The organism is Streptomyces sp. NPDC054932, from assembly GCF_053610205.1.
This window is the reverse complement of the sequence record NZ_JBSGXU010000070.1, coordinates 1-26,499: the sequence shown is the minus strand read 5'-3', so window position 1 is coordinate 26,499 and position 26,499 is coordinate 1. Positions and strand designations below refer to the sequence as shown.

The 26,499-nt window shown below is 70.6% G+C and carries 22 protein-coding genes; 11 read left to right on the top strand and 11 right to left on the bottom strand.

The features are described from left to right. Positions 1-64 precede the first annotated feature (64 nt). Positions 65-805 (top strand): PAQR family membrane homeostasis protein TrhA, encoded by a 741-nt coding sequence (gene trhA / locus ACWGE1_RS20185; RefSeq protein ID WP_453421853.1) that lies wholly within the window; start codon positions 65-67, stop codon positions 803-805. Between the two features lie 57 nt (positions 806-862). Here the strand turns inward: trhA and ACWGE1_RS20180 are convergent, their stop codons facing one another. From ACWGE1_RS20180 to ACWGE1_RS20160, 5 genes are all read right to left on the bottom strand, one after another. Next, complete coding sequence (locus ACWGE1_RS20180; RefSeq protein WP_453421852.1) at positions 863-3,277, bottom strand: galactose oxidase-like domain-containing protein; 2,415 nt, start codon at positions 3,275-3,277, stop codon at positions 863-865. 23 nt (positions 3,278-3,300) lie between these two features. Continuing rightward, a complete protein-coding gene (locus ACWGE1_RS20175; protein WP_453421851.1) occupies positions 3,301-4,506 on the bottom strand; it encodes a glycosyltransferase in 1,206 nt (401 codons plus the stop codon). 6 nt (positions 4,507-4,512) lie between these two features. Continuing rightward, a complete protein-coding gene (locus ACWGE1_RS20170; RefSeq protein ID WP_453421850.1) occupies positions 4,513-6,267 on the bottom strand; it encodes an ArnT family glycosyltransferase in 1,755 nt (584 codons plus the stop codon). Further along, entirely contained in the window at positions 6,264-7,595 is a 1,332-nt protein-coding gene (locus ACWGE1_RS20165) for a glycosyltransferase (RefSeq protein ID WP_453421849.1), read from the bottom strand. The genes ACWGE1_RS20170 and ACWGE1_RS20165 overlap by 4 nt, the downstream gene beginning before the upstream one ends. A 239-nt stretch (positions 7,596-7,834) precedes the next feature. After that, positions 7,835-9,889: a thioredoxin domain-containing protein gene (locus ACWGE1_RS20160; RefSeq protein ID WP_453421848.1), complete on the bottom strand. Its 2,055-nt coding sequence runs from the start codon at positions 9,887-9,889 to the stop codon at positions 7,835-7,837. Between the two features lie 332 nt (positions 9,890-10,221). Here ACWGE1_RS20160 and ACWGE1_RS20155 point away from each other — a divergent pair, with 332 nt between their 5' ends. The 4 genes from ACWGE1_RS20155 to ACWGE1_RS20140 all read left to right on the top strand — a co-directional run bounded on the left by ACWGE1_RS20155 (position 10,222) and on the right by ACWGE1_RS20140 (position 14,732). Next, positions 10,222-10,965, top strand: coding sequence for an NUDIX hydrolase (locus ACWGE1_RS20155; protein ID WP_453421847.1), 744 nt, complete (start codon positions 10,222-10,224; stop codon positions 10,963-10,965). Then, a complete protein-coding gene (locus ACWGE1_RS20150) occupies positions 10,966-12,129 on the top strand; it encodes a 5'-methylthioadenosine/S-adenosylhomocysteine nucleosidase family protein (RefSeq protein ID WP_453421846.1) in 1,164 nt (387 codons plus the stop codon). Further along, positions 12,126-14,102 (top strand): hypothetical protein, encoded by a 1,977-nt coding sequence (locus ACWGE1_RS20145; RefSeq protein ID WP_453421845.1) that lies wholly within the window; start codon positions 12,126-12,128, stop codon positions 14,100-14,102. The genes ACWGE1_RS20150 and ACWGE1_RS20145 overlap by 4 nt, the downstream gene beginning before the upstream one ends. 96 nt (positions 14,103-14,198) lie before the next feature. Further along, positions 14,199-14,732 (top strand): hypothetical protein, encoded by a 534-nt coding sequence (locus ACWGE1_RS20140; RefSeq protein WP_453421844.1) that lies wholly within the window; start codon positions 14,199-14,201, stop codon positions 14,730-14,732. A 99-nt stretch (positions 14,733-14,831) separates the two neighbouring features. Here the strand turns inward: ACWGE1_RS20140 and ACWGE1_RS20135 are convergent, their stop codons facing one another. Next, positions 14,832-15,590 carry a DUF4344 domain-containing metallopeptidase gene (locus ACWGE1_RS20135; RefSeq protein WP_453421843.1) on the bottom strand — a complete coding sequence of 253 codons (759 nt, stop codon included), beginning with the start codon at positions 15,588-15,590 and terminating at the stop codon, positions 14,832-14,834. 152 nt (positions 15,591-15,742) lie between these two features. Here ACWGE1_RS20135 and ACWGE1_RS20130 point away from each other — a divergent pair, with 152 nt between their 5' ends. Then, positions 15,743-19,045 (top strand): tetratricopeptide repeat protein, encoded by a 3,303-nt coding sequence (locus tag ACWGE1_RS20130; protein WP_453421842.1) that lies wholly within the window; start codon positions 15,743-15,745, stop codon positions 19,043-19,045. Positions 19,046-19,378: 333 nt separating this feature from the next. Here ACWGE1_RS20130 and ACWGE1_RS20125 read toward each other — a convergent pair whose 3' ends face one another. Beyond that, positions 19,379-19,612: a hypothetical protein gene (locus ACWGE1_RS20125; RefSeq protein ID WP_453421841.1), complete on the bottom strand. Its 234-nt coding sequence runs from the start codon at positions 19,610-19,612 to the stop codon at positions 19,379-19,381. A 2-nt stretch (positions 19,613-19,614) separates the two neighbouring features. After that, positions 19,615-20,496: a mycothiol conjugate amidase Mca gene (gene mca / locus ACWGE1_RS20120; RefSeq protein ID WP_453421840.1), complete on the bottom strand. Its 882-nt coding sequence runs from the start codon at positions 20,494-20,496 to the stop codon at positions 19,615-19,617. Positions 20,497-20,602: 106 nt separating this feature from the next. Here mca and ACWGE1_RS20115 point away from each other — a divergent pair, with 106 nt between their 5' ends. Both ACWGE1_RS20115 and greA read left to right on the top strand, forming a co-directional pair. Continuing rightward, on the top strand, positions 20,603-21,016 hold the full coding sequence (locus tag ACWGE1_RS20115) for a DUF4307 domain-containing protein (protein WP_453421839.1): 414 nt from the start codon (positions 20,603-20,605) through the stop codon (positions 21,014-21,016). Between the two features lie 138 nt (positions 21,017-21,154). Then, on the top strand, positions 21,155-21,652 hold the full coding sequence (greA, locus tag ACWGE1_RS20110) for a transcription elongation factor GreA (protein ID WP_326588341.1): 498 nt from the start codon (positions 21,155-21,157) through the stop codon (positions 21,650-21,652). Positions 21,653-21,744: 92 nt separating this feature from the next. Here the strand turns inward: greA and ACWGE1_RS20105 are convergent, their stop codons facing one another. From ACWGE1_RS20105 to ilvA, 3 genes are all read right to left on the bottom strand, one after another. Beyond that, positions 21,745-22,530, bottom strand: coding sequence for an ABC transporter permease (locus tag ACWGE1_RS20105; protein ID WP_453421864.1), 786 nt, complete (start codon positions 22,528-22,530; stop codon positions 21,745-21,747). A 5-nt stretch (positions 22,531-22,535) separates the two neighbouring features. Continuing rightward, positions 22,536-23,561: an ATP-binding cassette domain-containing protein gene (locus tag ACWGE1_RS20100; RefSeq protein WP_453421838.1), complete on the bottom strand. Its 1,026-nt coding sequence runs from the start codon at positions 23,559-23,561 to the stop codon at positions 22,536-22,538. 122 nt (positions 23,562-23,683) lie between these two features. Continuing rightward, entirely contained in the window at positions 23,684-24,916 is a 1,233-nt protein-coding gene (gene ilvA, locus ACWGE1_RS20095) for a threonine ammonia-lyase (RefSeq protein ID WP_453421837.1), read from the bottom strand. A 217-nt stretch (positions 24,917-25,133) separates the two neighbouring features. On the opposite strand from ilvA, the gene ACWGE1_RS20090 reads away from it, so the two are divergent. From ACWGE1_RS20090 to ACWGE1_RS20080, 3 genes are read left to right on the top strand one after another with little or no spacing between them, the layout of a single operon-like run. After that, positions 25,134-25,655, top strand: coding sequence for a MarR family winged helix-turn-helix transcriptional regulator (locus ACWGE1_RS20090; protein WP_453421836.1), 522 nt, complete (start codon positions 25,134-25,136; stop codon positions 25,653-25,655). 57 nt (positions 25,656-25,712) lie between these two features. Continuing rightward, positions 25,713-26,135 carry a sigma factor-like helix-turn-helix DNA-binding protein gene (locus tag ACWGE1_RS20085; protein WP_453421835.1) on the top strand — a complete coding sequence of 141 codons (423 nt, stop codon included), beginning with the start codon at positions 25,713-25,715 and terminating at the stop codon, positions 26,133-26,135. Further along, positions 26,132-26,386: a hypothetical protein gene (locus ACWGE1_RS20080; RefSeq protein WP_453421834.1), complete on the top strand. Its 255-nt coding sequence runs from the start codon at positions 26,132-26,134 to the stop codon at positions 26,384-26,386. The genes ACWGE1_RS20085 and ACWGE1_RS20080 overlap by 4 nt, the downstream gene beginning before the upstream one ends. The last annotated feature ends 113 nt before the right edge of the window (positions 26,387-26,499 follow it).

Below are 26,499 nucleotides of genomic sequence, written 5' to 3'. Positions count from 1 at the left end.
CATTGCCACGTCCGTCAATCTTCCGTAAAGACCACTAACGGAAACCTACGGACCCGTAGGTAGCATGGCGCGCATGACTTCTGACGCCGCCGCCGTCCCGGCCGCCGAGGCCGCACCGGTCACCGAGGCATCCCCGGTCGTCCAGGCTGCGGAGGCCGTCGAATCCGCCCTGGAGGTCAAGCCACTGCTGCGCGGCTGGCTCCACCTGGGAATGTTCCCCGCCGTGGTGGTCGCCGGCCTGGTACTGATGGCCTTCACCGACTCCACCCGGGCCCGTGTGGCCTGCGGGGTGTACATCCTCACGGCCTGCCTGCTCTTCGGCGTGAGCGCGGTCTACCACCGCGGCACCTGGGGGCCGCGGGGCGAGGCCATCCTGCGCCGGCTCGACCACGCCAACATCTTCCTGATCATCGCGGGCACCTACACCCCGCTGACCGTCCTGCTGCTGCCGCCCTCCACCGGGCGGACCCTGCTGTGGGCGGTGTGGATCGCGGCCGCCGCCGGCATCGCCTTCCGTGTCTTCTGGGTCGGCGCGCCGCGCTGGCTCTACACCCCCTGCTACATCGCCATGGGCTGGGCGGCGGTCTTCTTCCTGCCCGACTTCATGCGCACCGGCGGGATCGCCGTCCTGGTCCTGGTGATCGTCGGCGGCCTCCTGTACAGCGCGGGCGGGGTCATCTACGGCATGAAGCGCCCGAACCCCTCCCCCCGCTTCTTCGGCTTCCACGAGGTCTTCCACTCGCTGACCCTCGCCGCCTTCGTGGCCCACTACGTCGGCATCTCGCTCGCCGCCTACCAGCACTGACCTCGCAAGGGGGCCCGGCCGCAGCACGCGGCCGGGCCCCTTTCGCGTGTGCCGGGTTCAGCAGGCGTGGCCGTCACCGTCGGGGTCCAGGCGCAGCGGATCGCTGCCGTTGACCTTCAGGCGCCCCGGATACTTGTGGGAGGCCAGCCAGTCGCAGCGGGCCTTCGTCGTCGCCTTCACCTCGGCCGGGAAGCGGGTCGGTACGCACACGTTGACCGTGCCGTAGTGCCGGTCGCAGCCCGCCACGCCCGGCGCGACCGGGGCGGAGTCCCGCTTGGCCGGGTTCTGCTTGGCCGGCCCCAGCCTGTCCGCGAAGGTGTGCTGGTGCGCGGAAGGCTGCTCCTGGGCGGCCGCCAGCGCGGACGGGCCGCCCAGGTGCACCCAGGTCGCGATCGACGGGACGCCGTTCGCGTCGACCGCGAAGAGCATGTACCAGCCGGGCGGCGCCAGGTTGGGATTGCTCGTGACGTTCAGGTCGATGTTGTTCCCGTCCACCGTCATCGGCAGGTCCACGAACCGCTGGTTCGGGTCCGAGGAGTGCGTCACCGCCGCCGGGCGGATCAATTCCGCCTTGGCGACCGGCCGGTTGACGGTGATCCGCTGCGTGTCCCCGTACACCCACTGCGTGTCGATCACCGAGGTGATCTGCGGGCGGGCGCCCTTGAACAGGTAGGGCGGGGTGTAGATCGACACGTTGTGGTTGTACGTCCCGTTGCCCGGGTTGTCGCCGACCGACATGACCCGGCCGTCCGGCATCAGGAACGACGCCGAGTGGTAGGTCCGCGGGATCGGGTCGGTCGCCAGACCCGCCTGGTAGGTGTTGGTCGTCGGGTCGAAGAAGGATGCCTCGAAGACCGGATCGGCCCGGTCGTGCAGCCCGCCGCCGGTCTCCAGCACCTTGCCGTCCGGCAGCAGCACCGCGGAGACGTACATCTTTCCCTCGGCGCCGGTCTGCGGCCGCTTGCCGGTGCCCGTGTCGACCAGGCCCTGCGGCAGGTCCGGGCCGGCCGTGTAGGCGGGGCTCGGCTTCTTCAGGTCGATGATGTCGGTGATCCGGTTCGCTGCCGGGTTGGTCTCGTTGTTGCCGCCGCCGATGGTCAGCACCCGCTGGTCCTGGGCCGGGGGCAGCAGCACGCTCGCCGACTCGTCGCGCTGGTCCTTGTTCCGCAGGCCCGGCACGTCGGTGATGGTGTTGGCGGCGTAGTCGTAGACCGAGGCGCCGGTGCCCGGGGTGCCGTTGCCGAAGGTGTGGCTGCCCGAGTAGAACAGCCGCCCGTCCTGCATCAGGATCATCGACGGGTACAGGCCCCAGTAGGACCAGGTCTGGTTGACCTCGTTCATCGGCAGCCACTTGTTCTGCGCCGCCGAGAACTTCTCCGCGGTCACGTTGCCCGTGGAGTCCTCCTTCAGCCCGCCGAAGGAGATCACGTCACCGTTGCCGAGGACCGTCGCCGACGGGTACCAGTGCCCGCCGTTCATGTCGTTGGTCCTCGTGTACTTCTCGGTGACCGGATCGAAGGTGTACGAGTCCTTCAGCCCCTGGTAGCCGATCGAGCCGTCGGCCGACGGATAGCCCTTGTTGCCGCTCATCACCAGCACCCGGCCGTCCGACAGCTGCACGTGACCCGCGCAGAACATGTCGACCGGGGTCGGGATCGTCTTGAAGGACCCGTTCGCCGGGTCGTAGACGGCGGAGGTGAAGGTACCCGCGTTGAACTGGGCGATGTCGTTGCCGGAGCCCGCGATCAGCAGCACCTTGCCGTTCTTCAGCACGACCGCGTGCATCGAACGCACCGGGTTCTGCGCCGGGATCACCTGCCACTTGCCCTTGGCGCACTCCTCGGCCGTGCCCGAGCACGCCGGCTGCGGCGGGGCCGCGCCCACCTCCTCCAGCGCGTAGTCGTCGGACGTGAGCGTGCCCACCCCGTAGACGGACAGGCCCCACGCGATCTTGTCTGTGCCCGGCGGAACGACCGGCGTACGGACCTCCGTGCGCGCCCAGGCCGCGCTGACGGGCGGATTCTGCAGATCGGTCCAGTACTGCCAGCCCGCCGTCGTGTCACGGCGGAACACGGTCACCGACACGTCCGGGGTGTTCGACTTGTACCAGGCGGACAGGTCGTACTGCTTGCCCGGCGTGACGGTCGGGGCGCAGGTGCTGTTCTCGGTGACCAGTGCCTTGCGGTCGCCGTCCGCACGGCGGGTGAGCGAGACCTTCATCGCCTTGGTGCCGCTGTGCGCGTCGGCGACGGTGGCGAAGGTGAAGTCGTTGTCGCCCCAGCCCGATTTGGACCAGCAGGACGGCATGTCGGAGCCGGCGGCGCCGGCCGTCTCGAAGCCGGGATTGGAGAGCAGATTGGGCGGACCGGCCGTGGCCTGCTGCGGTGCGGTGAGCAGCAGGCCCGCGGTCAGCGCCCCGACGGCGAGCAGGGCGGCCCTCCGCCCCGCCCTCCGCCGGATCGTTGCACGCATGGAAAGGTTCCCTTCTGTGCGGCTCAACTCCTGGTGTGGCGGCCCGCCTCCGGCGGGACGTCCGGACGGGTCGACCTGCGGCGCGGCAGATAGACCAGGGCCTCGGTGGCCACGAACCGCAGGACGAAGGTGGTCACCAGCGCCAGAGCGGTGGCCGGCAGCACCTCCATCCCGAACCGGGCCACGAACAGCGCGATCAGCGGGATGCGCAGCAGCAGATCGGCATTGGCCAGCAGCGCGAAGCGCCCGACCCGGTCCGCCCAGTGGCGGTGCCGGCGCCGGTCACGGAAGAGCAGGGCCTCGATGAGGAGGAAGTTCCACAGGACCCCCGCCTGGTTGGCGACGATCTCGGCCGGGAGGTAGTGCATCCCGCCATGGGTGAGCAGCCAGAGCGCGCCCAGGTTCGGGACGAACCCGGAGAGCCCGATCAGCCCGAAGCCGATCATGCGGGCCAGCGGGGTCGCCGAGCGCAGCGCAGCGAGGTGGGCGAGGAAGCGCATGCCCTCGCGGGCGGTCGACTTGGACTCGCCCGAGTACCGGTCCTGGAAGACGAACGGCACCTCGGCGACCCTGCCCGGACGGCAGCGCACCGCCAGCTCCAGCAGGATCTTGTAGCCCAGCGGCTTCAGGGTCTCCTCGGTGACGGCCGAGCGTCGCATCGCGAAGAAGCCGCTCATCGGGTCGCTGATCCCGCGCAGCGCACGCGGGAAGAGCCCCTTGGTCAGCCAGGTCGCGGCGCGGGAGACGGCGATGCGGTAGCTCCCGGCGAGCCCGGCCCGGCTGCCGCCGCTGATGTAGCGGGAGGCGACGACGAGGTCGGCGCCGGTGCGCACGCCCTCGCCGACGAGTTCGGGCACCAGGTGGGGCGGGTGCTGGAGGTCGGCGTCCATGACGACGATCCAGTCGGTGTCGGCGCGCCTCACGCCTTCGACGACGGCGCCGCCGAGACCGCCCTCGGCCGTCTCCCGGTGCAGGACGGACACCGGGAAGGAATGGTCGGCGGCGGCCTTCTCGATGACGGCGGGCGTGTCGTCCGTGGAGTCGTCCACGAACAGCACCGCGCAGGGCAGGTCTCCGGGGAGCGCGTCACCGAGCCGGCGCAGCAGCTCGCGTATGTTCCCCGACTCGTTGAAGGTCGGGATGATGAGGGTGACGCTGTCGGTCAGGGCCTTCGGAGCGGTGAGCTCCGCATCGACCGGGGCATGGAGGGACCACAGGTCCTCGCTCATGGTGTCTCAGCTCCCGCTCGAAGGGTCGGCGCGGTCGGTACCGTCGGTGGCGCCAGCCCGGTCGGTGGCGCCGGCCCGGTCGGTGGCGCCGGCCCGGTCGGTGGCGCCGGCCCGGTCGGTCCGGCGTATCTCGATGCGGTCCTCGCCCGACCCGAAGACGGCCACCACGGCCGAATGCTCCAGCGCCGCCCGCACATTGGGCAGGTTCACCGCGTCACGGCGCACGGTCGGCGAGGACACCACGTAGTCGATGTCCTGCCAGCCGCGCGGAAGCGTCCGGGTGACGGCCGGGTCCAGGTCCGCCTTGTAGAACCAGATGGCGCCGAGGCCCGGCTCGAAGCCGTGGTGCACCGCGTCCAGCCACAGCGCGTCGTCCAGCAGCACCCGGGTGTTCGCCGGATCGGCGAGCTCGCTGCCGAGCCAGGCCGCGGCCTGCCGGTACGGGGCGTTCGCGTCCACCGTGAGCGCGGTGCGGTTGCCCTCGTACCAGCGCGGCAGCACGTACACCGCGGCCGACACGGTGAGCACGCCCAGCAGCGCCCAGCGCGCCCACACCCGCGCCCGGCGCTCCCCGGGGCCGCGGCGGCGGCGCAGCACGGCGTGCGTGACACTGGCCGCACCCCCCGCGAGGACCAGGGCGAGGAACGGCAGCGCCTGGATCACGTACATCGCCGGGAGGTAGCCGGAGGGCCGCATCGCGACGACGGCGAGGATCACCACGGCGAGCGCCGGGCCGGCCAGCGCACGGGCGGTCACCGACAGGCGGACGGTCGCCAGCAGCAGGACGGCGCCGGCCAGGCCGCCGAGCGGCAGGACCGTGTCGTAGTAAAGCCAGGACCGGAACACGCCGTTCGAACCGGAGCCCGGAGTGAGGATGAAGCCGGAGCCCTCCCGGCCCATCTGGTAGGTGATGCCGTCGATGAGCGAGACGTGTCCGGAGCCGGGCAGCAGCTCGCCGTTGAGCAGGGCGTACAGCGGGTACGACAGTCCGATCAGCGCACAGGCGGTGATCGCTCCGGTCACCGCGAACTTACGGGTGTCGCGGTGGCTGTGGCGCCACATCGTCACCAGCAGCGCCGGGAGCACCACCAGCATCGTCTCCTTGGTCAGGACGGCGGTGGCGGCCGCCAGCCCGGACCCGAAGTGGTGCCACAGGTGGCGGCTCGGGGATGCGGCGAGGCAGAAGGCCAGCAGCATCCACATCACGGCGAGGTTGTCGAGGAAGATCTCCCGCTGCAGGACCACGGAGAGCGGCGACAGACCGAACAGGGCCATCGCGAGCCCGGCGGCCCAGCGCGGCAGCCACAGCCGGCGCGCGAGGACGTACATCAGCACGGAACCGGCGGCGGAGACCGCGAGCATCGCGAACCGCATCGACGCCACGGTCATGGAGTCGGGCACGAACAGGGACGGCAGGTACGTCAGACCCGCGAGCTGGATCCAGCCGAGCGGCGGATGGTCGTACCAGTACGTGTAGTGGGCGAGCCCGTCGCCCTGCTGGACGGCCCAGGCCTGCGCGAGGTAGGTCCCCTCGTCGTCGCTCAGCGTCGGGAAGTCGGTGATGTTCCAGCCCTGGACCAGCAGGATCACGAGCAGCAGCGCCCCGCACAGCAGCAGGTCGGGGCGGGAGGACCGGAACCGCACCATCGGCCGGACGGGAGCGGCGGGGCGGACGCCGAGCCCCCCGCCGGGGCTGCGCCGTGCGGGGACGGGGAGGGTCTCGGGCTGGGGAGCAGTGGCCGTGGGCAGGGTGGCGGTCACTGGCGGCTGTCCTCTCGGATCGCGGCGGAGGCGGAGGAGGCGGAGACGGCGGTGGCAGAGACGGCGGTGGCCGTCGTGGCCGTGGCCGTCGTCGTCAGGTGGGCGCCGGTGTGGCTGGTCAGCTCCCACTCGTTGCGGCCGCGCTGCTCGCGCCAGACCGCACGGATCGCGGCCCCGGCGAGCATCACCTGGTAGAACGGGCCGCCGACCACGAGCTTGACGTAGTGCACGAAGCGGATGCGCAGGCCGTACTGGCGGCCGAAATCGTGCAGGCCGACGATCTCGAACACGAAGGTCACCAGCGCCGTGATCATGGGGAGGAAGGTGATGATCGCGATCCCGACCGGCACGTCGAGGAAGACCGCGACGGCGAAGTTGAGCGGAATGATCACGCCCGACGCGGCCTGCATGAAGGGCGTCATCAGCGTGTAGCGGGCCAGCCAGCGCTGCCCGAGCCCGGGCAGCTGCTGCCAGTCCTTCTTCCGGTACACCTGAAGGAACCCCTGGTTCCAGCGGGTGCGCTGCTTGAGCAGGCTCACCAGCGAACCGGGCGTCTCCTCGCGGGTGACCATGTCGGAGTCGTACGCGACGACCACCTTCTTGCCGACCGACGACAGCCGCACCCCGAGGTCGCAGTCCTCGGCGAGGCAGTTCTGGTCCCAGCCGCCGGCCTCGCGCAGCACCTCGGTGCGCACGAAGACGGTGTTGCCGCCGAGCGGGATGAAGCCCTTCTCGGCGTGCAGGTGCAGCCGGGAGCGGAACCAGAAGAAGTACTCCAGGCAGTTGCGCAGGCTGTACCAGCTGGAGTGGAAGTTGATGAGCTGGACGCCGCCCTGGACCACGTCGGCGCCGGTGGAGCGGAAGGCGTGGTCGACGTGGGCGAGGAGTTCGGGGTGGACCTGGTCCTCGGCGTCGAAGACCCCGACGATGTCACCGCGGCAGGACGGCAGGGCGGTGTTGAGGGCCTTCGGCTTGTTCTTCGTCTCGTGGTGGTCGACGACGACCCGTACGCGGGCCGGCTCGCGCGCGGCGGCCCGTTCGGCGACGGCGGCGGTCCCGGGGTCGTCGTGCCCGACGATCACGATGATCTCGTAGTCGGTGTGGCTCGATTCCAGGAGCCGGTCGATGGTGTGCTCCAGGACCGCCTGCTCGTGGCGGGCGGGCAGCAGCAGCGAGAAGGCGAGGCGGCCCTCGCCGTCGGGGCGGTCGAAGCGCGTGGAGGCGAGCACCTCGGGGGTCCGCCACGCGTGCATCTGCCACCAGAGCGTGAATGCGGCCATCCAGAAGAGCGCCAGCGAAATGACAGCAATGAACACAGATGTGTACATAAGGTCCCCCCAGACCTGCCGCCCTCGGCGGCGCTCAGCAAACCCCCCGGGGACTCACGGCGGGCCCCCCGGCCCCCCGCCCCCGCTTCCCCCTCGCACGCACTCCCCAGTGCGCAGTCCCGGTGGCTCCCGAAGCCACGAGACTAGGCAGTGAACATGACACTCAGCTGCATCGTAAATAAGCAGCACGTTTCTGAACTCATACATACGCAACCGGAATTGACGGTACTCCGGCGACTTCAGGGACGAACCGTGCCCAACTGCTCCGCCAGTTCGACCGGATCCGTCGTAGGCCGCGCGCAGACGAAATGTCGACACACATACGCCGTCGGAAGGTCGTGCACGAGTGTGCGCTCGGCAAGAAGGGGGAATTCACCGCCGCTGCCGTCCGCCGCGAGCGGCAGACCGACCGCCACCACCGCACCGGGAGCCGTCCCCAGCAACGCGGTCCGGTGCAGCAGCGCCAGCGCCGGATCCTCCGGATGACCGACGACGGCCACCTCGCGGGGCCCGTCGAGCAGGGCCTCGGCCACCGACAGCCCGTGCCCGATGAAGCGCGGCACCCGCGGCCCGAGCGAGTGCACCACCCCGAGCGCCCGCTCCGCCGCCGTACGGTGCGCCTCCGACCCGGTGTGCGCCGCGTACGAGAGCAGCGCGCCCGCGGCGGCCGTCCAGCCCGACGGGGCTGCCGTGTCCGTCGGGTCCTGCGGCCGGCGGATGAGCTTCTCCGCGTCGTGCGCCGTGTCGTACAGCGACCCGTCCTCGGCGGTGAACCGGTCCAGGACCAGGTCGACGAGGAACCCGGCGAACTCCAGCCAGACCCCCTCGCCGGTCACGGACGCCAGCGCGAGGAAGCCCTCGGCCACGTCCCCGTAGTCCTCCAGCACCCCGTCGTTGGCGCCGACCTGGCCGTCCTTGCTGGTGCGCGCCAGCCGGGCCCGGCCGTCCATGTGGACGCGCACCAGCAGATCGGCAGCCTCGGTCGCCCGCTCCACCAGATCGGGCCGCTCGAAGTAGGCCCCGCACTCCGCGAGCGCGGCGATCGCCAGCCCGTTCCACGCGGCGACGATCTTGTCGTCCCGCCCGGGCGCGGGCCGCTGCGCCCGCGCGGCCAGCAGCCGCGCGCCGATGCCGGCGATCCGCTCCGCGTCCACCACGGGCCCGTCCTGGGGCAGCTGCAGCACGGACTTCCCGTGCTCGAAGGTCCCCTCCTCGGTCACCCCGAAGTACGCGACGGCCAGATCCCCGTCGTCCTCGCCGAGCACCTCCCGCAACTGGGCGGGCGTCCAGGCGTAGTAGGCCCCCTCCACGTGCTCGCCGGTCAGCGGATCCGCACTGTCGGCGTCGAGCGCGGACGCGAAGCCGCCCTGGTCGGTCCGCAGCTCCCGGACCATGAAATCGGCGGTCTCCAGCGCGACCCGGCGCGCGAGATCGGACCCGGTGGCCCGCCACAGGTGCGCGTAGACCCGGCAGAGGAGCGCGTTGTCATAGAGCATCTTCTCGAAATGCGGAACAACCCATTCCCGATCCACGGAATACCGCGCGAAACCGCCGCCGAGCTGGTCGTAGATACCGCCCCGGGCCATGGCCTCACACGTGTCGGCGGCCATCTGCAACGCACTCTCGGACCCGGTGCGCGCATGGTGGCGCAACAGGAACTCCAGCACCATGGACGGCGGGAACTTCGGCGCCCCGCCGAATCCTCCGCGCGTGGCGTCGTACTCCCGCGTCAGCGCGAGCAGCGCCTGCGCGAGCTCCTCGGGCCCCGGGGTCCCGGCCTTCCCGTAGTCCAGCTGCCGCCCGGCGAGGTCCCGCACGATCTTCTGCGCGACCTCGGCGACCTCCTCGGGCCGCCCCACCCAGGCGGCCCGGACCCCTTCGAGGACCTGCATGAAGGAGGGCATCCCGTGCCGGGGCTCGGGCGGGAAGTAGGTCCCGAAGTAGAAGGGCTCGGCGTCGGCGGTCATGAAGACGGTCATGGGCCACCCGCCCTGCCCGGTGGCGGCCTGCACGGCCTCCATGTAGACGGAGTCGACGTCGGGACGCTCCTCGCGGTCCACCTTGATGTTGACGAAGTGTTCGTTGAGATAAGCCGCCGTCAGTTCATCGGTGAAGCTTTCGGCTTCGAGCACATGGCACCAGTGACAGCTCGAATAGCCGACGCTGAGATGCACGGGCAGGCCGCGCTCCCGCGCCTCGGCAAACGCCTCGGGCGACCACGGCCACCAGTCGACGGGATTGTCGGCGTGCTGGAGCAGGTACGGCGAGGTCTCGTTCGCGAGGCGGTTCGACATGGGACCATCCTCGCGCACGAGGACCGATGCCTGCCTGCGGCACAACGGTCCAGGCGGCCGGACGGGGCTGCGGGCGGTGCGCGCGGGTCGGCTCCAGCAGGACACGCACGCGGCCTGCCCCGTTCCCGCCGGACCGGCCCAGCATCGGGCCCCGCCCAGCGACGCCGGCGTCCCACTTCGGGGCCGCATCGAACAGCAGACCACGATCGAACCGTGCCGACTCCGGAGCGGCCGACGCGTTGACCACTCGGAACGCCTTCACGATGCAACGGCGGAAGCCGCTCCAGCACCCTTCTTGTGCAAGTGACAGTAACTGAAGTACCGTACGGGACATGCAAGCTGACTCATGGTCACCAACTTCCGTGTTGTTGACGGTCGATCTCGTGATCCTGACGCTGCGCGAGGGTCGACTGTGCGTTCTCCTCGTGGAGCGGGGCGAAGATCCCTTTCGCGGTGCGCTGGCCCTGCCCGGCGGATTCCTGAATCACGACGGTGAGGAGATCCTGGACGCCGCCCACCGTGAGCTGAACGAGGAGACCGCCCTGACTTCCGGCCGGGTGCATCTCGAACAGTTGGCCACCTACGGGGACTCGGGCCGCGATCCACGGGGCCGGGTCGTTTCCGTGGCCCACTTGGCGATCGCGCCGGGACTCCCCGATCCGGTTGCCGGCACGGATGCCACCGACGCCGCATGGGTTCCCGCGGAAGCCGTTCTGTCCGGCGAAGTGGAACTCGCCTTCGACCACCACCGGATCGCGACGGAGGGAATCGAACAGGCGCGCACCAAGCTCGAATTCTCGGCACTGGCCACAGCGTTCTGCGGAGAGACCTTCTCCATAGCAGAGTTGCAGCAGGTGTACGAGGCGGTTTGGGGTACCGAACTCGACACCCGCAATTTCTACCGAAAGGTCCAAGCCGCGAAGGGATTCATCGTCCCCGCCGGCCCGGGCCGCAGGACCACGGGAGGACGGCCCGCGCGACTCTACAAGGCCGGACCGCAGACCGTGTTGTTCCCACCGCTGATCCGACCTGCGCCATCCACGACGGAAGAGTCGACAAGAGGGGAAGAGGGATAGATGTCGAAAGACCTGGTGGTGATTCTTACCGCCCTCAATCTCGAATATCAGGCCGTGCGCCAGAAGTTGGCCGGTCCGCAGGTACACCGTCATGAGCGTGGGACGCGGTTCGAGGTGGGAACCGTGCAGGGCACCTCATGCCGCGTCGCGCTCGCTCTGACGAACAAGGGAAATCATTCCGCCGCAGTGATCGCTGAGCGCGCGATCCAGGAGTTCTCGCCGGTGGCCGTGCTTTTCGTCGGCGTCGCCGGCGCCCTCTGGGAAACCGCCAGGCTGGGCGACGTGGTGATGGCCACACACGTGTACGCCTACCACGGCGGGACCAGCGAGGACGACGGACTCAAGGCCCGCCCCCGGGTATGGGAGGCACCGCACGCCATCAGCCAGCTCGGATCGCACCTCGCTCGTGTGAACGACTGGGCCGACGACGTGCCCGGACGTGGTGACGCCCCGCAGGTGCGCTTCGGTGCGATCGCCGCCGGCGAGGTCGTACAGAACTCGAAGATCTCGGCCGAGGCGCAGTGGATCCGGCAGCACTACAACGACGCCCTCGCCATCGAGATGGAGGCCGCCGGTGTGGCACAGGCCGGTCATCTCAACGGGGCGCCGGTGGCGATCATCCGGGGAATCAGTGACCGGGCGGACGGCACGAAGAGCAGCGAAACGGACCGTAGCTGGCAGCCGCGGGCCGCAGCGAACGCGGCGGCGTTCGCCACGCGGCTGGCCGTGGAGCTCATGGGAGAACAGGAGCAGATCGCCATGTCCGGAAAAGACAGGGCCCGTTCGGCCGACCGACTCGACGAGCGCGTCAGCAACACCGCGCATGACAGCACCGTGGGCATCATGGCCGGCTCCGTCAAGGACAGCAACGTCCACGTGAACACGGACCCGACGGTGAGCAGCCCGAAGGACCTGGTCGCGGAACTGGACGGCTTTCGCATGCACCTGATGCGGCACCACGCCGATGGCGCTCTCGACGACGATACCTGCCGAGAGGCACTGACCGATCTGGACTCTGCCCGCCGGGCGGCAAAGGACAACACTCCCGAATCGTCCAAGCGAGCAGTCATGACGCTCAGGAGGTTACGTGGCCTGATCGCAGAGTGCCCCGCGCTGGTGGCCAAACTGGCACCCCTGGTCGTTGCGGCGGGTGGCTCGGCATGAACAGCAGCAGTGGCACGCACAACTCGGCATTCGACTCCACCGTCGGGATCCAGGCCGAGACCGTACACAACTCCAATGTCTACTTCGTCCATCCGGACGCTTCTCCTCAGGAGAAGTACAAGGTGGGTGTGCGACTGCTGGAGGACGGCATCTCCAGCCGCGCTCGCGAAATGATCACTGATGCGATCGCCCACGGACACGACAACGCAGAGGTCCGTTTCCACTGGGTGCTCGCCATGCTCAGTACGCGCGCCTACCACGACCTCAACGCCGAAGAAATCCAGCAGCTGCACCACGCCTCCCGGCTCGTACAGAGCTACGACGAGGGAGAGTGGAAGGACGCCCTGCGCATCACGTTCGAACTGCTGGCGATGCTCAGCACCGCGGACGGCGACACGGAGCGCGTACTGGAACGGTTGCGAGCCCTGTCGCCCCACCAGCGCGAGGCGATCCTGCGCCACCTCGACCTCGTACTCACCGGAGGGCTGAAGGACAGCCTGTGGGCGGAGAGTCGCGAGCGGGCGGAGGCAGATCGCTTCGGCAACGACCGGGTCCACCGGATCTGGGCCTATTTCGAGCCCGAGCCCATCGGGCCACGAGCCCTGCCGCCCCGCCCGAGCACCGCTGACACCGCCCAGGCAGCCTTCCCGGTCCGGGCAGGCCTGTTCGTCATCAGCAGCACGGTCCTCTGGGTCACGGCGCTGGTCGCAGATCCCGCTGAGGCGGTCATCGAGTTGCTGGTGGCGCTCGGCGCGGGTCTGGCTGCGACTCATTTCGGTCGTCAATGGTGGTACCAGGACCGCCAACCGAACGCCACGACCGAGCCCCACGTCCCGCACATGCGCGATCCCGCCCCCACCGGGGACGGGTTCACCGACCGCGTCCGTCACTCGTTCGATCATTATTTCGCGATCCGTGCGCCCCACGGATTCGCCCCGCACGAATGGCTCGGGCACACGGTCCACGTCCGCAACGGCCTCGCCGCCGAGATCGCGCTCCTCTACCGAGAGAGCCGAATCGGCGTGGACCGGGTCAACTGGTTGATCCGCCACCTCGCCGAGGACGCCCGAGACCGCCACAACAGCGGCGTCCTGTTCGATCAACGCCACCAGAACCAGACACCGGCGATGGCGAAGGCCCTGTCCGTGGTCGCCCTCATCGCTCTCGGCATCACGGCTCTCACCGTGTTCGGGACGGCGGTCTCGGGTATCGGCGCATCGGGGGTACTGCTGACCGTCTTGGCCGCAGTCGGTGTGGTCTGGTCCGGACGCGCGGCTGCTTCCTCATGGTTGGAGGCCCGGCGTGAAGAGCACCGACTGGTCAGGGAAACGCAGGAATACCACGAGCGGCTGGCCGCACGACAGGTCGCTTACGAGAACTGGAAGTCGTTCCTGGACACCACGCGACCCAGTGAGCTGGAAATGGAGACCTGGCTCACCTGCGACAAGACGCTGTTCATCGATGAAGCGCTTCGGCACTACCAGCTCACCTGGCGGGACCTGATCACCCACACCATCCTGATGACACCCGCACGCCCCTACAAGCGGGGGCGCGCGAGGCGCGGTCCTTGGCGGTACTCGCGCTACAGCTTCCGCCTGTTCCTGGTCACCCAGGACGGCGTTCGCGAAATCAGCTCGGAAATCGATTTCACCGACGCGAAGCGCGGAAACGAGCAGCGCAGCAACTACCGGTTCGAGGCGTTGTCCTCCGTCCAAGTAACAGAGAACTCGCACACCGGCTACGACCTGGAACTCATCCTCACCAACGGGCCGGCCAGGAACATTCGCGTCAAGGACGCCGACGCCCATCAACTGGCGCCGGACGAAAATGCCCAGGAAATCTCTGAAATCAACCTCAATGCGGCTGGTTTCATTCACACCTTCCGCCTCCTGGAAGGAATCGCGGCGGACGGAAAGGGCTGGATCGAGCGAAACAACCCCAACAACCTGCCGTCCTTCCATACTGCCGATTGAGTGCTCCGGGCCTTCGGGGGCGGGCAGGGGTCGGAGCGCCGGAGCCCTGCCCGCCCACTCGTCGGCCCATCCTCGACCCGAGCTTAGGAATTGGCCGTGGCCACCACAGACGACGTCACCGAGAGCACACTCCTGCTGGCCGAGTACGACTGCATCAAGGAGGAGCAGAAGACCCGGATAGGGTTCCGTGACAACCTGCTCTACTTCACACTCGCCGCAGCCACCGCGGCCGTGGCGGTCACCGTCCAGAGCGGGCGACCTCAACTGCTGCTCGCCGTCCCCGTGATCTGCCTGGTTCTGGGCTGGACCTACCTCGTCAACGACGAGAAGATCTCGTCGATCGGCTGCTACATCCGCGATCAGCTGGGACCGCGGCTGGGCGAGCTCACCGCCGCCCACAGCACGGTGTTCGGCTGGGAGATCTACCATCGCGACGATGCGAGCCGCACCACGCGCAAGCGACTCCAGACCGCTGTGGATCTGTTGACGTACCTGGCCCTGCCGATGATCTGCGTGACCGCATTCTGGTGCTCTCCCGCCGCCCAGACCCTACTTGTGATCGTTTCCCTCGCGCAGACGCTTGCTCTGGCCGTACTGGGCTGGCAGTTCCTGCGCTATGCGGAGCGGTAGCCGGACTCGACAATCACGAAACCGGCAGGGCTGCCGTACACCAGGGCCTTCCGACACGACCGCCGGCTCCGTCCCGCCCTTGTGTCGACCCTCGTGCGCTCACCGCAGGAGCGGTGTCAGGTCGGCGGTCCAGGTGTCGTGTGTGGTGGTCCAGGTGCGGGGGCAGTGCGCGCGGGCGGAGGTGGCGAGGTCGGGGTGGCGGGTGGGGGCGGCGCCGTAGGCCGCGCAGCGGTGGGATTCCGCGCGGACCGCGTCCGGGGCGTGTTCGTCCTCGGGGTCCGGTTCGGGGTGGGCCGCCGCCGTGAGGTCGTAGGCGCGGGCGGCGGCCAGCAGGGCGGCCTCGCCCTCCGGCCGGCCTTCGCGCAGCAGCATCAGCTGGGCGAAGCGGTCGGCGGCATCCTCCTCGGCGCGGTCGCCGGGGGCCGGGAGGCCGAGCGCGTCGATGAGGGCGTGGCCCGCCTCGTGGTAGAGCGTTTCGCGGACGACGGCGGCGAGTGGTTCGTCGGCCGGACCGCGGTCGGCGGTCTCGAAGAGCGTGCGGTCCTCGGTCAGGTCGTCGTAGCAGAGCTCGATGCGGCGGGTCCCGGGGTCGTAGCCGCTGCCTTCGCCCGCGCAGGAGCGGGTGACGACCTCGATCCGGTGGGGGAGGTCCAGGTATGCGTTGAGGTCGGCGGCGACGGTCTCGGTGATGCGCCGCTGCCGCAGGAAGGCGGCGTCGGCCCGGTCCGCGGGGGCCGGTTCCTCGTGGCGCACCGCGAATCCCGGTTCGGTCGGCGGGCGTTGGCATCCGGCGAGGGGGCCGGGCAGGAGCAGTGCGGCGCACAGGAGTGCCGCGGTGCGCACCTTCTGTGACGTCATGAAGCCTCGCGCTCACGGGAGTTGATGTTTTTCGATCCGACTGTACGAGGGAGTGACCGGTTCCCTCTGAAGTAGCTCAGATTCCCTCGCGTTCGGGGGAGTCCCGCAGGACACTTGGGGCTCGTTGCCGGAGCTCTCTTAGGGGGATGCCGATGCGGGACAGCCATCGCGGTGAGGCCGAGCGACTGCTGGAGCGGGCCGTGGACGAGGCTGCGCAGCGGGGACCGGGTGCGGGCATCGACCGGGCGACGCTGCTGGCGCGGGGCAGGGAGGCGCTGGACGCGCTCGCCGCGAGTGCGGCGCCGGAGTACGAGGCGTACGTGCGGGCCCTGGACGAGGCGGCGGCCGGGGACCAGTCGCTGGGTGAGGCCTTCCGGCGGGGCAACACGTCCACGGCGGCGCTGGTGACGGCGGTTGCGGCGGCCACGGCCGTCGGGGCGGACCTGTCGTTCGGTGTGGCGGCCGGTACGGCGCTGACCGTGGGCGCGGTGGTGGGGATCGCGGGGGCGGTGGCGACGGTGGCGAAGGTGACGGCGCTGCACCTGCCGGCCGCGAACCGGCGGGCCGGGGAGCTGGGCCGTCCGGGCGGGCCGGAGCAGTTGAGACTGCAGTGGCTGTCGGCGCTGGAGGTGCGCGGGATACGCCCGTTCCTGGAGCAGCAGCGTGCGGTGGCCGCTGCGGCCCGGGCGGCCCGGCCGGTGGTCCGGGCGGCGGCGCCGCGGCCGGCGCCGCAGTTGCGCGGTACGGACCGCAGCGCGGAGGCGCGGAGGCGCAGTGCGCTGGAGCATTCCTTCGGGCAGCTGCCGGCGCCGGCCGAGCCGTTCGCGGGTCGGCGCGCGGAGCTGACGCGGATCGCGCAGTGGGTGCAGGCGGCGCGGGCGAGTACGGAGACCCGTCCGGTGGTGGTGGTGCTGCACGGTGAGCCCGGGGTGGGCCGTACGGCGCTGGCGCTGCGGGCGGCGCACGGTCTGCGGGATCAGTTCCGGGGCGCGTGCGTGGTGGATCTGCGGGGCGGTTCGGCCGGGGAGGCGTCCGGGGAGGCGCCGCTTTCGACGCGCGAGGCGCTGCTGCACCTGATGAACCGGCTGGGTGCGCCCCGCGAGCAGTTGCTGTTCCGGGAGGGTGCCTCGGCGGAGCAGCAGGTGCGGCGGCTCGGTGAGCTGTACCACCAGCACCTGCAGGGGCTGCCGGTGACGGTGCTGCTGGACGACGCGGTGGATGCGGCGCAGGTACGGGTGCTGGTTCCGGAGCGTTCCGAGAGCCTGGTGCTGGTGACGGCGCGGGAGCCGTTGGAGCTGCCCGCGGATCTGGCGGCGTGGGTGTACCAGCTGCCGGTGGAGCGGTTGGCGCGGGACGAGGCGGCGGAGCTGGTCGTGGCGGCCGGGCCGGGGGCGGGGGCTGCGCAGGAGGACGTGGCGGCGGTGGTGGAGCTGAGCGGTGGGCTCCCGCTGGCGCTGCGCATGCTGGCTCCGCTGGCGGGCGGGGGCCTGGGGCCGGCGGCCGGGAGCCGGGGGCCGGCGGGCGGGGGCCTGGAGCCGGCGGGCGGGGGCCTGGAGCCGGCCCTCGGTGCGGCGGCGGATCCGGTGGAGGCGGCGCTGCGCGCGGCCGATGCCCGTCTGGCCGAGCCCGCCCGGCAGTTGCTGTGGCGGTTGCCGCTGGCCGGGCGGGCGTCGCTCGGTGGTGCGGCGGCGGCCGCGCTGGCGGACGTACCGGAGGCGGCGGCGCTGCGCACGCTGGAGGAGTTGTGGGAGGCCGGGCTGATCGAGCGGGTGCGCGGTCAGCGGTTCCGGATGCATGACGCGGTGCGTTCGTACGCGGCGGCGCGGTCGGCGGCGGAGGATGCGGCGACGGACGCGGACCGGGTGCGGGCGGCGGCGGCGCACGAGCGGCTGATCCGCAATTACGCGCAGCTCGCGGACGCGGTGATCCGGATGGTCGACGGGAAGATGTCGACGCGGGCCAACCAGTTCGGGGGGCACGGTTTCACCTCGCTGGATGCGGCGTTGCGCTGGCTGGACGACGAGTCGAGCTTCATCACGGCGGCGCTGCGGCATTCGGAGGGGGTGGATCAGCAGGCGGTGCTGGATCTGCTGGGTGCGCTGTGCGATTTCTGTCTGCTGCGCGGGGACCTGTACCGGCTGGGTGAGATCGATGAGCTGACGCAGGCGGTGTCGGCGGGTCAGAACGGGGTGAAGGGGCAGCAGGGCCGGCTGGTGCGGTCGGTGCAGTGGCGTACGGGTATCGCGGCGCGCCAGCTGGGCGAGCTGGACAAGGCCCGTACGACGCTGGCCTCGGTGGTGGACCAGTACATGGAGGCGGATCAGGAGGCCGCGGCGGCGATGGCCCTGATCTCGCTCGGGATCACCCTGCACCACCAGGGCAATCTTCCGGAGGCGGCGGTCCGTATCCGGGAGGCGCTGGTGCTGCAGGAGCCGGCGGAGCTGGCGGGTGACCGGGCGTGGGGGCTGCACGCGCTGGCGGCGGTGGAGCGGGACCGGGCGCATCTGGCGGAGGCGGCCCGGTTGCTGGAGACCTCGCTGGTGCTGCACCGGGAGAACGAGAGCGTGCACGGGGAGGCGTGGGCGCATTTCCAGCTGGGTCAGGTGCATCTGCGGTTCGGGGACGTGGAGCGGGCGGAGGTGGAGCTGCGGCTGGCCCTGGACCTGTACGGCCGTACCCGCGACGACCGTGGTGTGGCCTGGGCGCTGACGCAGCTGGGGCGGGCCCGGGTGGTGGACGGGGATCCCGGGCCGGCGGTGGAGGGGTTGCGGGAGGCCCTGACCCGGCACCGGGAGGCGGAGGACGCGCGCGGTGAGGCGTGGACGCAGTACTACCTCGGGCAGGCGCTGGAGGTGGGCGGCGGGCGTGACGAGGCGGTACGGGAGCTGGAGCGGGCCCGGACGATGTTCTCGCGGATGCGGGACGTGTACGGGCTGGCGTACGCCCGCCATCATTCGGGCCGGGTGACGCGGGACCAGCGGGCGGCGCAGACGGGGAACCTGCGCAACTCCGGCTTCGCCCGTCAGCTGCTGGTGGACGCGCGGGCGGACTTCCGGCGGATCGGGCTGGCGCACGGCGAGGCGTGGACGTGTCTGGAGCTGGCGGTGATCGACGCGGGCAACGGCAGGCTGTCGCAGGCACTGGATCTGTGCGAGGAGGCGGTGCGGCTGTTCATCTCGTACGGGGACCGGCGCGGGGAGGACTGGGCACGTTTCCTGCGGTGCACGATGCTGCCGTACGCGGTGCCGGCGGCGCCGGAGGAGGCGCGGGCGGAGCTGGAGCGGCTGGTGCGGGCGCCGCATCCGGCGCGGGACGGCCGGCTGGAGGACTGCCTGGAGACGTACGGGGTGATCCTGGGCCGGGGCGTGGACCCGGCGGAGGGCTGGCAGGCGTGGCGGCTCGGCCTGGTTCCGAATCTGCATTCCCGGGAGGTCATGGGGGTCCCGGTGGTGTGACCCGTGCGGGGCCGGTGGGCCGCGGGTGGCTGTCCGGGCCTGCGGGGTGCGGGGGTGCGCGTGCGGGGTGCGGGTGCGGCTGAGGGCGTCCGGTTCCCCCGGTGCCCGTGAAGTCCTCCGCGGGCCACGAGCCCGGCTCCCGGGGCCCGGGAGGGCTGCCTGCGGGGCCCGCGCGCAGTCCGGTGCGCCTGGCCCGGTGCGCCCGGCCCGGTGTGTGTGCCCCGCCAGCCCGCGCGGAAGCGGCCGCCCCGCCGGTCGTCCCGGCCGGGGCGGCGCTCACGCGAACACGCGAAGGGCCTGACGGGCGCCCCGCCGTAGGGGCCCCGTACGGCCTTACGGGGCCCGGGTGCCGTCCGCGCCGGGCGCGGCCGTCGCCGCGGGCTCCGGGGCCTCCTGGAAGTCCACCCGGCCCATGTGCCGGTTCATCGACTTCATCAGGGCCCACACGCCGATGGCGAGGGCCGCGAACACGACGAAGCCGAGGAGGCCGGGCGTCACCTTGTTCTTGTCGAAGGTGTCACCCGCCAGCGGGAGGAGCTGGGTCAGTGCTGCCTGCGTAGCGCTCATGGCTAAGCATTCTCCCGGATGCCCGCGAAGAGGTCGGACTCGGGGAGGGAAGTGTCGACGAGCGACTTCGCCAGCTCGTACTCCTCGGTGGGCCAGACCTCCTTCTGGATGTCCATCGGGACGCGGAACCAGCCGCCGTCCGGGTCGATCTGGGTGGCGTGCGCGATGAGCGCCTTGTCACGGATCTCGAAGAAGTCGGCGCAGGGCACGTGGGTGGTCAGGGTCCGCTCCTTGCGCTCGAACTCCTTCCAGCGCTCCAGCCACTCCCCGTAGGGGGACTCCAGGCCGCGTGCGAGCAGCGCCTCGTGGAGGGCGATCGTGCGCGGCTTGTTGAAGCCCTGGTTGTAGTAGAGCTTCTGCGGCTGGTGGGCCGGGCCGTACTCGCTCTCCGGGTACTTCTCGGTGTCGGCCGCGCTCTCGAAGGCCAGCATGGAGATCTTGTGGGTCATGATGTGGTCGGGGTGCGGGTAGCCCCCGTTCTCGTCGTAGGTGGTGACGACCTGCGGCTTGAAGGCGCGGATCTTCTTCACCAGCTCGCCGGCGGCCTCGTGGACGTCCGCGAGTGCGAAGCAGCCCTCGGGCAGCGGAGGCAGCGGGTCGCCCTCCGGGAGGCCGGAGTCCACGTAGCCGAGCCATTCCTGCTCGACGCCGAGGATGTCGCGCGCCTCGTCCATCTCCTTGGCGCGGACCTCGTGGATGTTGTCCTCGATGTACTTGTCGCCCTGGAGCTTGGGGTTCAGGATGGAGCCGCGCTCGCCACCGGTGCAGGTGACGACCAGCACGGGAATCCCCTCGGACACGTACTTGGCCATGGTGGCCGCGCCCTTGCTCGACTCGTCGTCGGGGTGGGCGTGGACGGCCATCAGTCGAAGCTGCTCGGTCAAAACAGGATCCTCTGCGATTCGGCGCGACACTCAGCTCCTATAGTGACCGAACCGGGGGGCGGAAAATTCCAGGGGTCGCCCAGGCGTCCCGGCGAGAGGAACGATCATGAGCGCGGTGCGCGAGGGACTGCCCGAGGGCCGGTACGGCCGGTCGGCGGACGAGCGTGCGGACCGGAAGCTCAAGATCATCGGGTCCGTACTGGGTGCCCTGCTACTGGGTGTGATCGGCTGGATCGGCTGGGGCTACGTCGCGGGGCAGAGCGTGAGCGCCGAAGTGATCAAGTTCCAGGTGATTTCGGACACCGAGGTGAAGGTGCACCTGGAGGTCCGCAAGGAGTTTTCGGTCACCGGGGTCTGTTCCCTGAGCTCCCAGGACAAGGAGCACGCCGAGGTGGGCCGCGCGGACTTCACCTTCGCCCAGGACCGGTCGCGGGTGGACGAGGTCGTCACCCTGAAGACCACCAGCCGGGCCACGATGATCGAGCTGGTCGGCTGCCAGCCGGCGGCCTCCGCCCACTGAGGCCCGAAGAGGATTGAAGACGCGCCCCACGAGGCAATGAGCCTCTGGGGTCCTCCCCCTTTTCTTCCCGAATTGTTAGGCTCGTGGTTTCGTCCGCCACTGGCGGTCAGTAGTCCCCTGTACCGACGAGGAGCACCCGTGACCCAGACGAGCGAAAGCGTCACCTGGCTGACCCAGGCGGCGTACGACCAGCTGAAGGCGGAGCTGGACTACCTCTCTGGTCCTGCCCGTACGGAGATCGCCACGAAGATCGCAGCCGCCCGCGAGGAGGGCGACCTGCGCGAGAACGGTGGTTACCACGCGGCCAAGGAGGAGCAGGGCAAGCAGGAGCTCCGGGTCCGCCAGCTCACGCAGCTCCTGGAGAACGCCAAGGTCGGCACCGCGCCCGCGTCCGACGGCGTGGTGGCCCCCGGCACGCTCGTCAAGATCGCCTTCGACGGCGACGAGGACGACACCATGGAGTTCCTGCTGGCCTCGCGTGAGTACGCGTCCGCGGACTTCGAGACGTACTCCCCCCAGTCCCCGCTGGGCAGCGGTGTCCTGGGCAAGGCGATCGGCGAGGACGCCGAGTACGAGCTGCCGAACGGCAAGAAGGCCTCGGTCAAGATCCTGGATGTCAAGCCCTTCACCGGCTGATCACCCTCGGTCACCGATTCCTTCCTGATCGGCTCAGCACGATGCCCGGCCGGGTCCGCCCCGGCCGGGCATCCGTGTGTCCGGGTACGGCCCTACGCGGTCGCCGAGCGGTACTTGCGGACCGCGAGCGTACGGAAGAGCAGGATGATCAGGACCGACCAGATCAGCGAGGCCCAGATCGGGTGGACCATCGGCCAGGCGTCGGAGCGGGAGACACCGGGGTTCCCGAAGAGCTCGCGGCAGGCCTGGACGGTGGCGCTGAACGGGTTCCACTCGGCGATGGGCTGGAGCCAGCTCGCCATGTTCTCGGTGGGGACGAAGGCGTTGGAGATGAAGGTGACGGGGAACAGCCAGATCAGTCCGCCCGAGGTGGCCGCCTCCGGGGTGCGCACCGACAGGCCGATGAGGGCGCCGATCCAGGAGAAGGCGTAACCGAGGAGGAGGAGCAGGGCGAAGCCGGCGAGCGCCTTGGGCACGCCCTCGTGGATGCGCCAGCCGACGAGGAGGGCGACGACCGCCAGCACCACCATGGTCAGCGCGGTCTGCATCAGGTCCGCCAGGGTGCGGCCGGTCAGCACGGCGCCGCGGGCCATGGGCAGCGAGCGGAAGCGGTCGATCAGTCCCTTGTGCATGTCGTCGGCGATGCCCGCGCCGGCGCCCGCGGTGGCGAAGGTGACGGTCTGGGCGAAGATGCCCGCCATCAGGAACTCGCGGTAGGCGCTGGCGCTGGTCGACCCGCCGATCACCATCGAGCCGCCGAAGACGTAACTGAAGAGCACCACGAACATAATCGGCTGTATCAGGCCGAACACGACCATCTCGGGAATCCTGGTCAGGCGGATGACGTTCCTCCGCGCGATGACCAGCGAGTCGCTCATGCTGCTCACTTCACCTCCTCCTTCCTGGCCGCCGCCTTGCGGCCCTTGGTCCCGGGGGCGGCCGCCGCCTGGTCGCCGCCGCCCGCGGCCCGTTCGGCCGCGTGTCCGGTCAGGGAGATGAACACGTCGTCGAGGGTGGGGCGGCGCAGGCCGATGTCGTCGATCTCGATGCCGCGGCCGTCGAGTTCGCGGATGACCTCGGCGAGCAGCTTGGCGCCGCCGGACACGGGCACGGTCAGCTTGCGGGTGTGCTCCTCGACCGTGGTCTCGCCCTTGCCGAAGCCGGCGAGCACCTCGCGCGCGGTGGTGATGTGGTCCCGCTCGTGGACGACGACCTCCACGCGCTCGCCGCCCGTGCGGGCCTTGAGCTGGTCGGAGGTGCCGCGCGCGATGACCTTGCCCTGGTCGACCACGCAGATGTCGTGCGCGAGGTGGTCGGCCTCCTCCAGGTACTGGGTGGTGAGGAGCAGGGTGGTGCCGCCGGCGACCAGTTCCTGGATGATGCCCCACAGCTGCTGGCGGTTGCGGGGGTCGAGTCCGGTGGTCGGCTCGTCCATGAACATCACGGGCGGGCTGACGACGAGGGCGGCCGCGAGGTCGAGGCGCCTGCGCATGCCGCCGGAGTAGGTCTTGGCCATGCGGTCGGCGGCGTCGCCGAGGTTGAAGCGTTCGAGGAGTTCGGCGGCCCGGACCTTCGCCGCCCTGGCCTTCATCTGGTAGAGCTGGCCGACCATCTGGAGATTCTCGCGGCCGGTCAGGTACTCGTCGACGGCCGCGAACTGGCCGGACAGGCCGATGGCGCGCCGGACTTCGTTGGGGTGCTTGAGTACGTCGATGCCGGCGACGACGGCCTTGCCGCTGTCGGGCCGCAGGAGGGTGGTCAGGACGCGTACGGTCGTGGTCTTGCCCGCGCCGTTCGGGCCGAGCAGACCCAGGACGGTGCCTTCGGGGACATCGAGGTCCACGCCGTCCAGAGCCCGTACGTCGCCGAAGGTCTTGACCAGACCTTCGGCGTAGATAGCGCCTGGCATATGGATTCTCCCAGTGAATCGGGCCAGTAGAATCAGGATATTCAGGGCATTTCTACGCAAATCCTATGAGCGCTCGGCAGGTCCTGCTCGGCCGAACGGGGGACGTCCCGCGGGCAGGGGCCCTAGCTCATCACCTTGTAGCCCGCGCCGTGCAGGGAACGCGCGACTTCCGCGCAGTGCTCCGGGCCCTTCGTCTCCAGGTGCAGCTCCACCTCCACCTCCGTGAGCCCCAGCCGCGGGTCCGTCCGCACGTGGCTCACGTCCAACACGTTCGCATCCACCACTGACAACACCGCCAGGAGCCCGGCCAGCGCGCCCGGCCGGTCGGCCACGCGCAGCCGCAGGGACAGGTACCGGCCCGCCGCCGCCATGCCGTGGCGCAGGATCCGCTGGAGCAGCAGCGGGTCGATGTTCCCGCCGGACAGGACGGCCACCACCGGGCCGCCGCCGTACAGTTCGGGCTCGCTGAGCAGGGCGGCGACCGTGCTGCACCCTGCCGGTTCGACCACCAGTTTGGCCCGCTCCAGGCACAGCAGGAGGGCGCTGGAGAGGGCGTCCTCGGAGACGGTGCGTACGTCGTCGAGGAGTTCGCCGATGATCCTGAAGGGAACATCGCCGGGGCGGCCGACCTTGATCCCGTCGGCCATCGTCATCGGTTCGTCGATCGAGACGGGGTGTCCGGCCTTGAGCGAGGGCGGGTACGCGGCCGCGCCCGCCGCCTGCACCCCGATGATCCGTACGTCGGGCCGCAGCGCCTTCACGGCGACCGCGACACCCGCCGCGAGACCGCCGCCGCCGACACCGACGAGGATGGTCCGCACCTCCGGGCACTGCTCCAGGATCTCCAGGCCGACGGTGCCCTGGCCCGCGATGATGTCGCGGTGGTCGAAGGGGTGGATGAACACCGCGCCGGTGCGGTCCGCGTACTCCTGCGCGGCCGCGAGGGTCTCGTCGACGACCTGCCCGTGCATGCGCACCTCGGCGCCGTACTCCTGGGTCGCGGCCACCTTCGGCAGCGGCGCCCCGACCGGCATGAACACGGTGGAGCGGACGCCGAGGAGGGAGGAGGCCAGCGCCACGCCCTGCGCGTGGTTACCGGCACTGGCGGCGACGACACCGGCGGCCCGCTGCTCGGGCCGCAGGCCCGCGATGCGCACGTAGGCGCCGCGGAGCTTGAAGGAGCCGGTGCGCTGGAGGTTCTCGCACTTGAGGTGGACCGGGGAGCCGGTGAGCGAGGAGAGGTGCCGGCTGCCCTCCATCGCGGTCACCCGGGAGACACCGGACAGCATCTTCTGAGCCCCCCGGACGTCGTCGAGGATGACCTGCGGGAGGGGCTGGGGCACGCGGTAGTTCATGCCGCCAGTCTCGCAGCCCCGGCAGGGGCCGGCCCGGGGCTGCGGGAGGGGCCGCGGGAGGGGCGGTACGAGGGGCGATATCTCGCCATCCGGGACACCCTCGCGGCGGGGGCACGAACGGGCCGTATCAGTTCTCGTACGAGGCGTACGAGCCGCCGCACGGCCGCGTACTCTGTCCCCCAACCTTGTCGGACCCACGCGAAGAGAGCCCACGGCCATGCCTTCCACCCCGGCCAATTCCGATCTGCCCACGGCGCCCGACGCGCCCGCCGGAGCCGGTCTCCTCGACGCGCTCCAGCACCAGGTGGCGGTCTTCGCGCGCCGTGCCGAGCAGACCCGTCTGGGCGGTGTGGGCCAGGCACGCAACTCGATGGACCGCGCCGCGTACCTGCTGCTGAACCGGCTCGACCTGGAGGGCCCGATGGGCGTCAAGGCGCTCGCCGGCGGCATGGGCATCGACTCCTCCACCGTGACCCGGCAGGTCGCGCCGCTGGTCGACAGCGGCCTGGTCAAGCGGACCTCGCACCCCGAGGACGGTCGGGCCGTGGTGCTCGCGCTGTCCCCCCGGGGGCTGGCCCGGCTGGAGGAGGTCCGCTCCTCGCGCCGCGAGCTGATGGCCCGCGTGACGGAGGGCTGGAGCGAGGGCGAGCGCGAGTCCTTCACCGGACTGCTGACGCGCTTCAACCTGTCGCTGTCGGACCTCATGGCGGCCGTGGCCGAAGCAGGCCCCGCCTCCTGAGCGGAGTCCGTCCGTCCTCTTGACCCGGGCCGCCCCGCTGCCCGCACTATGTGGACTATGCGGGTGGTTGATCAACAGGCGGGCTCCTACGCGGAGTTCGAAGCCTTCGTCGCGGGCGCGGCAGGGCGGCTCCTGCATGTCGCGGTGCTGCTGACCGGTGAACCGGAATCGGCCCGCCGGCTGCTGGCGGGCGCGCTCGCCCGTACGTACGCGAACTGGCGGCGCCTGCGCGGGGACGATCCCTACGACTTCACCCGCCATCAACTGTGCACGGACTTCGCCCGGACCGGGTGGCGCCAGCACGGGGGCACCGGCCTGCTGGCACGGCTGAGCCCGCCGGAGCGGCTGGTCCTCGTCCTGCGCCTCTACGAAGGCGTTGCGGAGGAGGTCACGGCGGCGCAGCTGGGGATGCCGGTCGAGCGGGTACGGGTGCTGTGCAACCGGGCCGTGGCCGCGCTGAGATCCCGGGAGGCGGCGTGAGCGGGATCCCGGACCGGAAGGAAGCCCAGGTCAGGCAGCTCCTGGAGGGGCCCCACCCGACGGTGCCGGCGGGGCTCGCGGCGGGCGCGGCGGCCCGGGGCGACCGGCTCCTGCGGCGTCGGCGGGCGCTGCGGCGGTTGGGCTGGGCCGTGCTCTTCGCTGCCGCGGTGGCCTTCGTGGTGTGGGCGTCCCTGACCCGTCCCTGGACCACCCCACCGACGGGCGTATCCCCACCCCTACAGGGCTGGTAGCCCCCTCCGGCTCCGCCGGGCCGACTCCGGCTGCGCCGGGCCGATTCAGCCTCGCCGGCCCCTTACTTTGCACGGCCGGGGCCACATACAGCCTCGCCGGCGTTTGAGGCGCG

What these genes read in the sequence shown, in the direction of transcription:
- ACWGE1_RS20085 (WP_453421835.1), top strand. Translation starts at nt 25,713, where the DNA reads ATGCGGGTGGTTGATCAACAGGCGGGCTCCTACGCGGAGTTCGAAGCC.
- ACWGE1_RS20165 (WP_453421849.1), bottom strand. Translation starts at nt 7,595, where the DNA reads ATGTACACATCTGTGTTCATTGCTGTCATTTCGCTGGCGCTCTTCTGG.
- ACWGE1_RS20105 (WP_453421864.1), bottom strand. Translation starts at nt 22,530, where the DNA reads ATGAGCGACTCGCTGGTCATCGCGCGGAGGAACGTCATCCGCCTGACC.
- ACWGE1_RS20175 (WP_453421851.1), bottom strand. Translation starts at nt 4,506, where the DNA reads ATGAGCGAGGACCTGTGGTCCCTCCATGCCCCGGTCGATGCGGAGCTC.
- trhA (WP_453421853.1), top strand. Translation starts at nt 65, where the DNA reads ATGGCGCGCATGACTTCTGACGCCGCCGCCGTCCCGGCCGCCGAGGCC.
- ACWGE1_RS20135 (WP_453421843.1), bottom strand. Translation starts at nt 15,590, where the DNA reads ATGACGTCACAGAAGGTGCGCACCGCGGCACTCCTGTGCGCCGCACTG.
- ACWGE1_RS20090 (WP_453421836.1), top strand. Translation starts at nt 25,134, where the DNA reads ATGCCTTCCACCCCGGCCAATTCCGATCTGCCCACGGCGCCCGACGCG.
- ACWGE1_RS20115 (WP_453421839.1), top strand. Translation starts at nt 20,603, where the DNA reads ATGAGCGCGGTGCGCGAGGGACTGCCCGAGGGCCGGTACGGCCGGTCG.
- ACWGE1_RS20145 (WP_453421845.1), top strand. Translation starts at nt 12,126, where the DNA reads ATGAACAGCAGCAGTGGCACGCACAACTCGGCATTCGACTCCACCGTC.
- ACWGE1_RS20155 (WP_453421847.1), top strand. Translation starts at nt 10,222, where the DNA reads ATGCAAGCTGACTCATGGTCACCAACTTCCGTGTTGTTGACGGTCGAT.
- ACWGE1_RS20125 (WP_453421841.1), bottom strand. Translation starts at nt 19,612, where the DNA reads ATGAGCGCTACGCAGGCAGCACTGACCCAGCTCCTCCCGCTGGCGGGT.
- ACWGE1_RS20150 (WP_453421846.1), top strand. Translation starts at nt 10,966, where the DNA reads ATGTCGAAAGACCTGGTGGTGATTCTTACCGCCCTCAATCTCGAATAT.
- ilvA (WP_453421837.1), bottom strand. Translation starts at nt 24,916, where the DNA reads ATGAACTACCGCGTGCCCCAGCCCCTCCCGCAGGTCATCCTCGACGAC.
- ACWGE1_RS20130 (WP_453421842.1), top strand. Translation starts at nt 15,743, where the DNA reads ATGCGGGACAGCCATCGCGGTGAGGCCGAGCGACTGCTGGAGCGGGCC.
- ACWGE1_RS20180 (WP_453421852.1), bottom strand. Translation starts at nt 3,277, where the DNA reads ATGCGTGCAACGATCCGGCGGAGGGCGGGGCGGAGGGCCGCCCTGCTC.
- ACWGE1_RS20160 (WP_453421848.1), bottom strand. Translation starts at nt 9,889, where the DNA reads ATGTCGAACCGCCTCGCGAACGAGACCTCGCCGTACCTGCTCCAGCAC.
- ACWGE1_RS20100 (WP_453421838.1), bottom strand. Translation starts at nt 23,561, where the DNA reads ATGCCAGGCGCTATCTACGCCGAAGGTCTGGTCAAGACCTTCGGCGAC.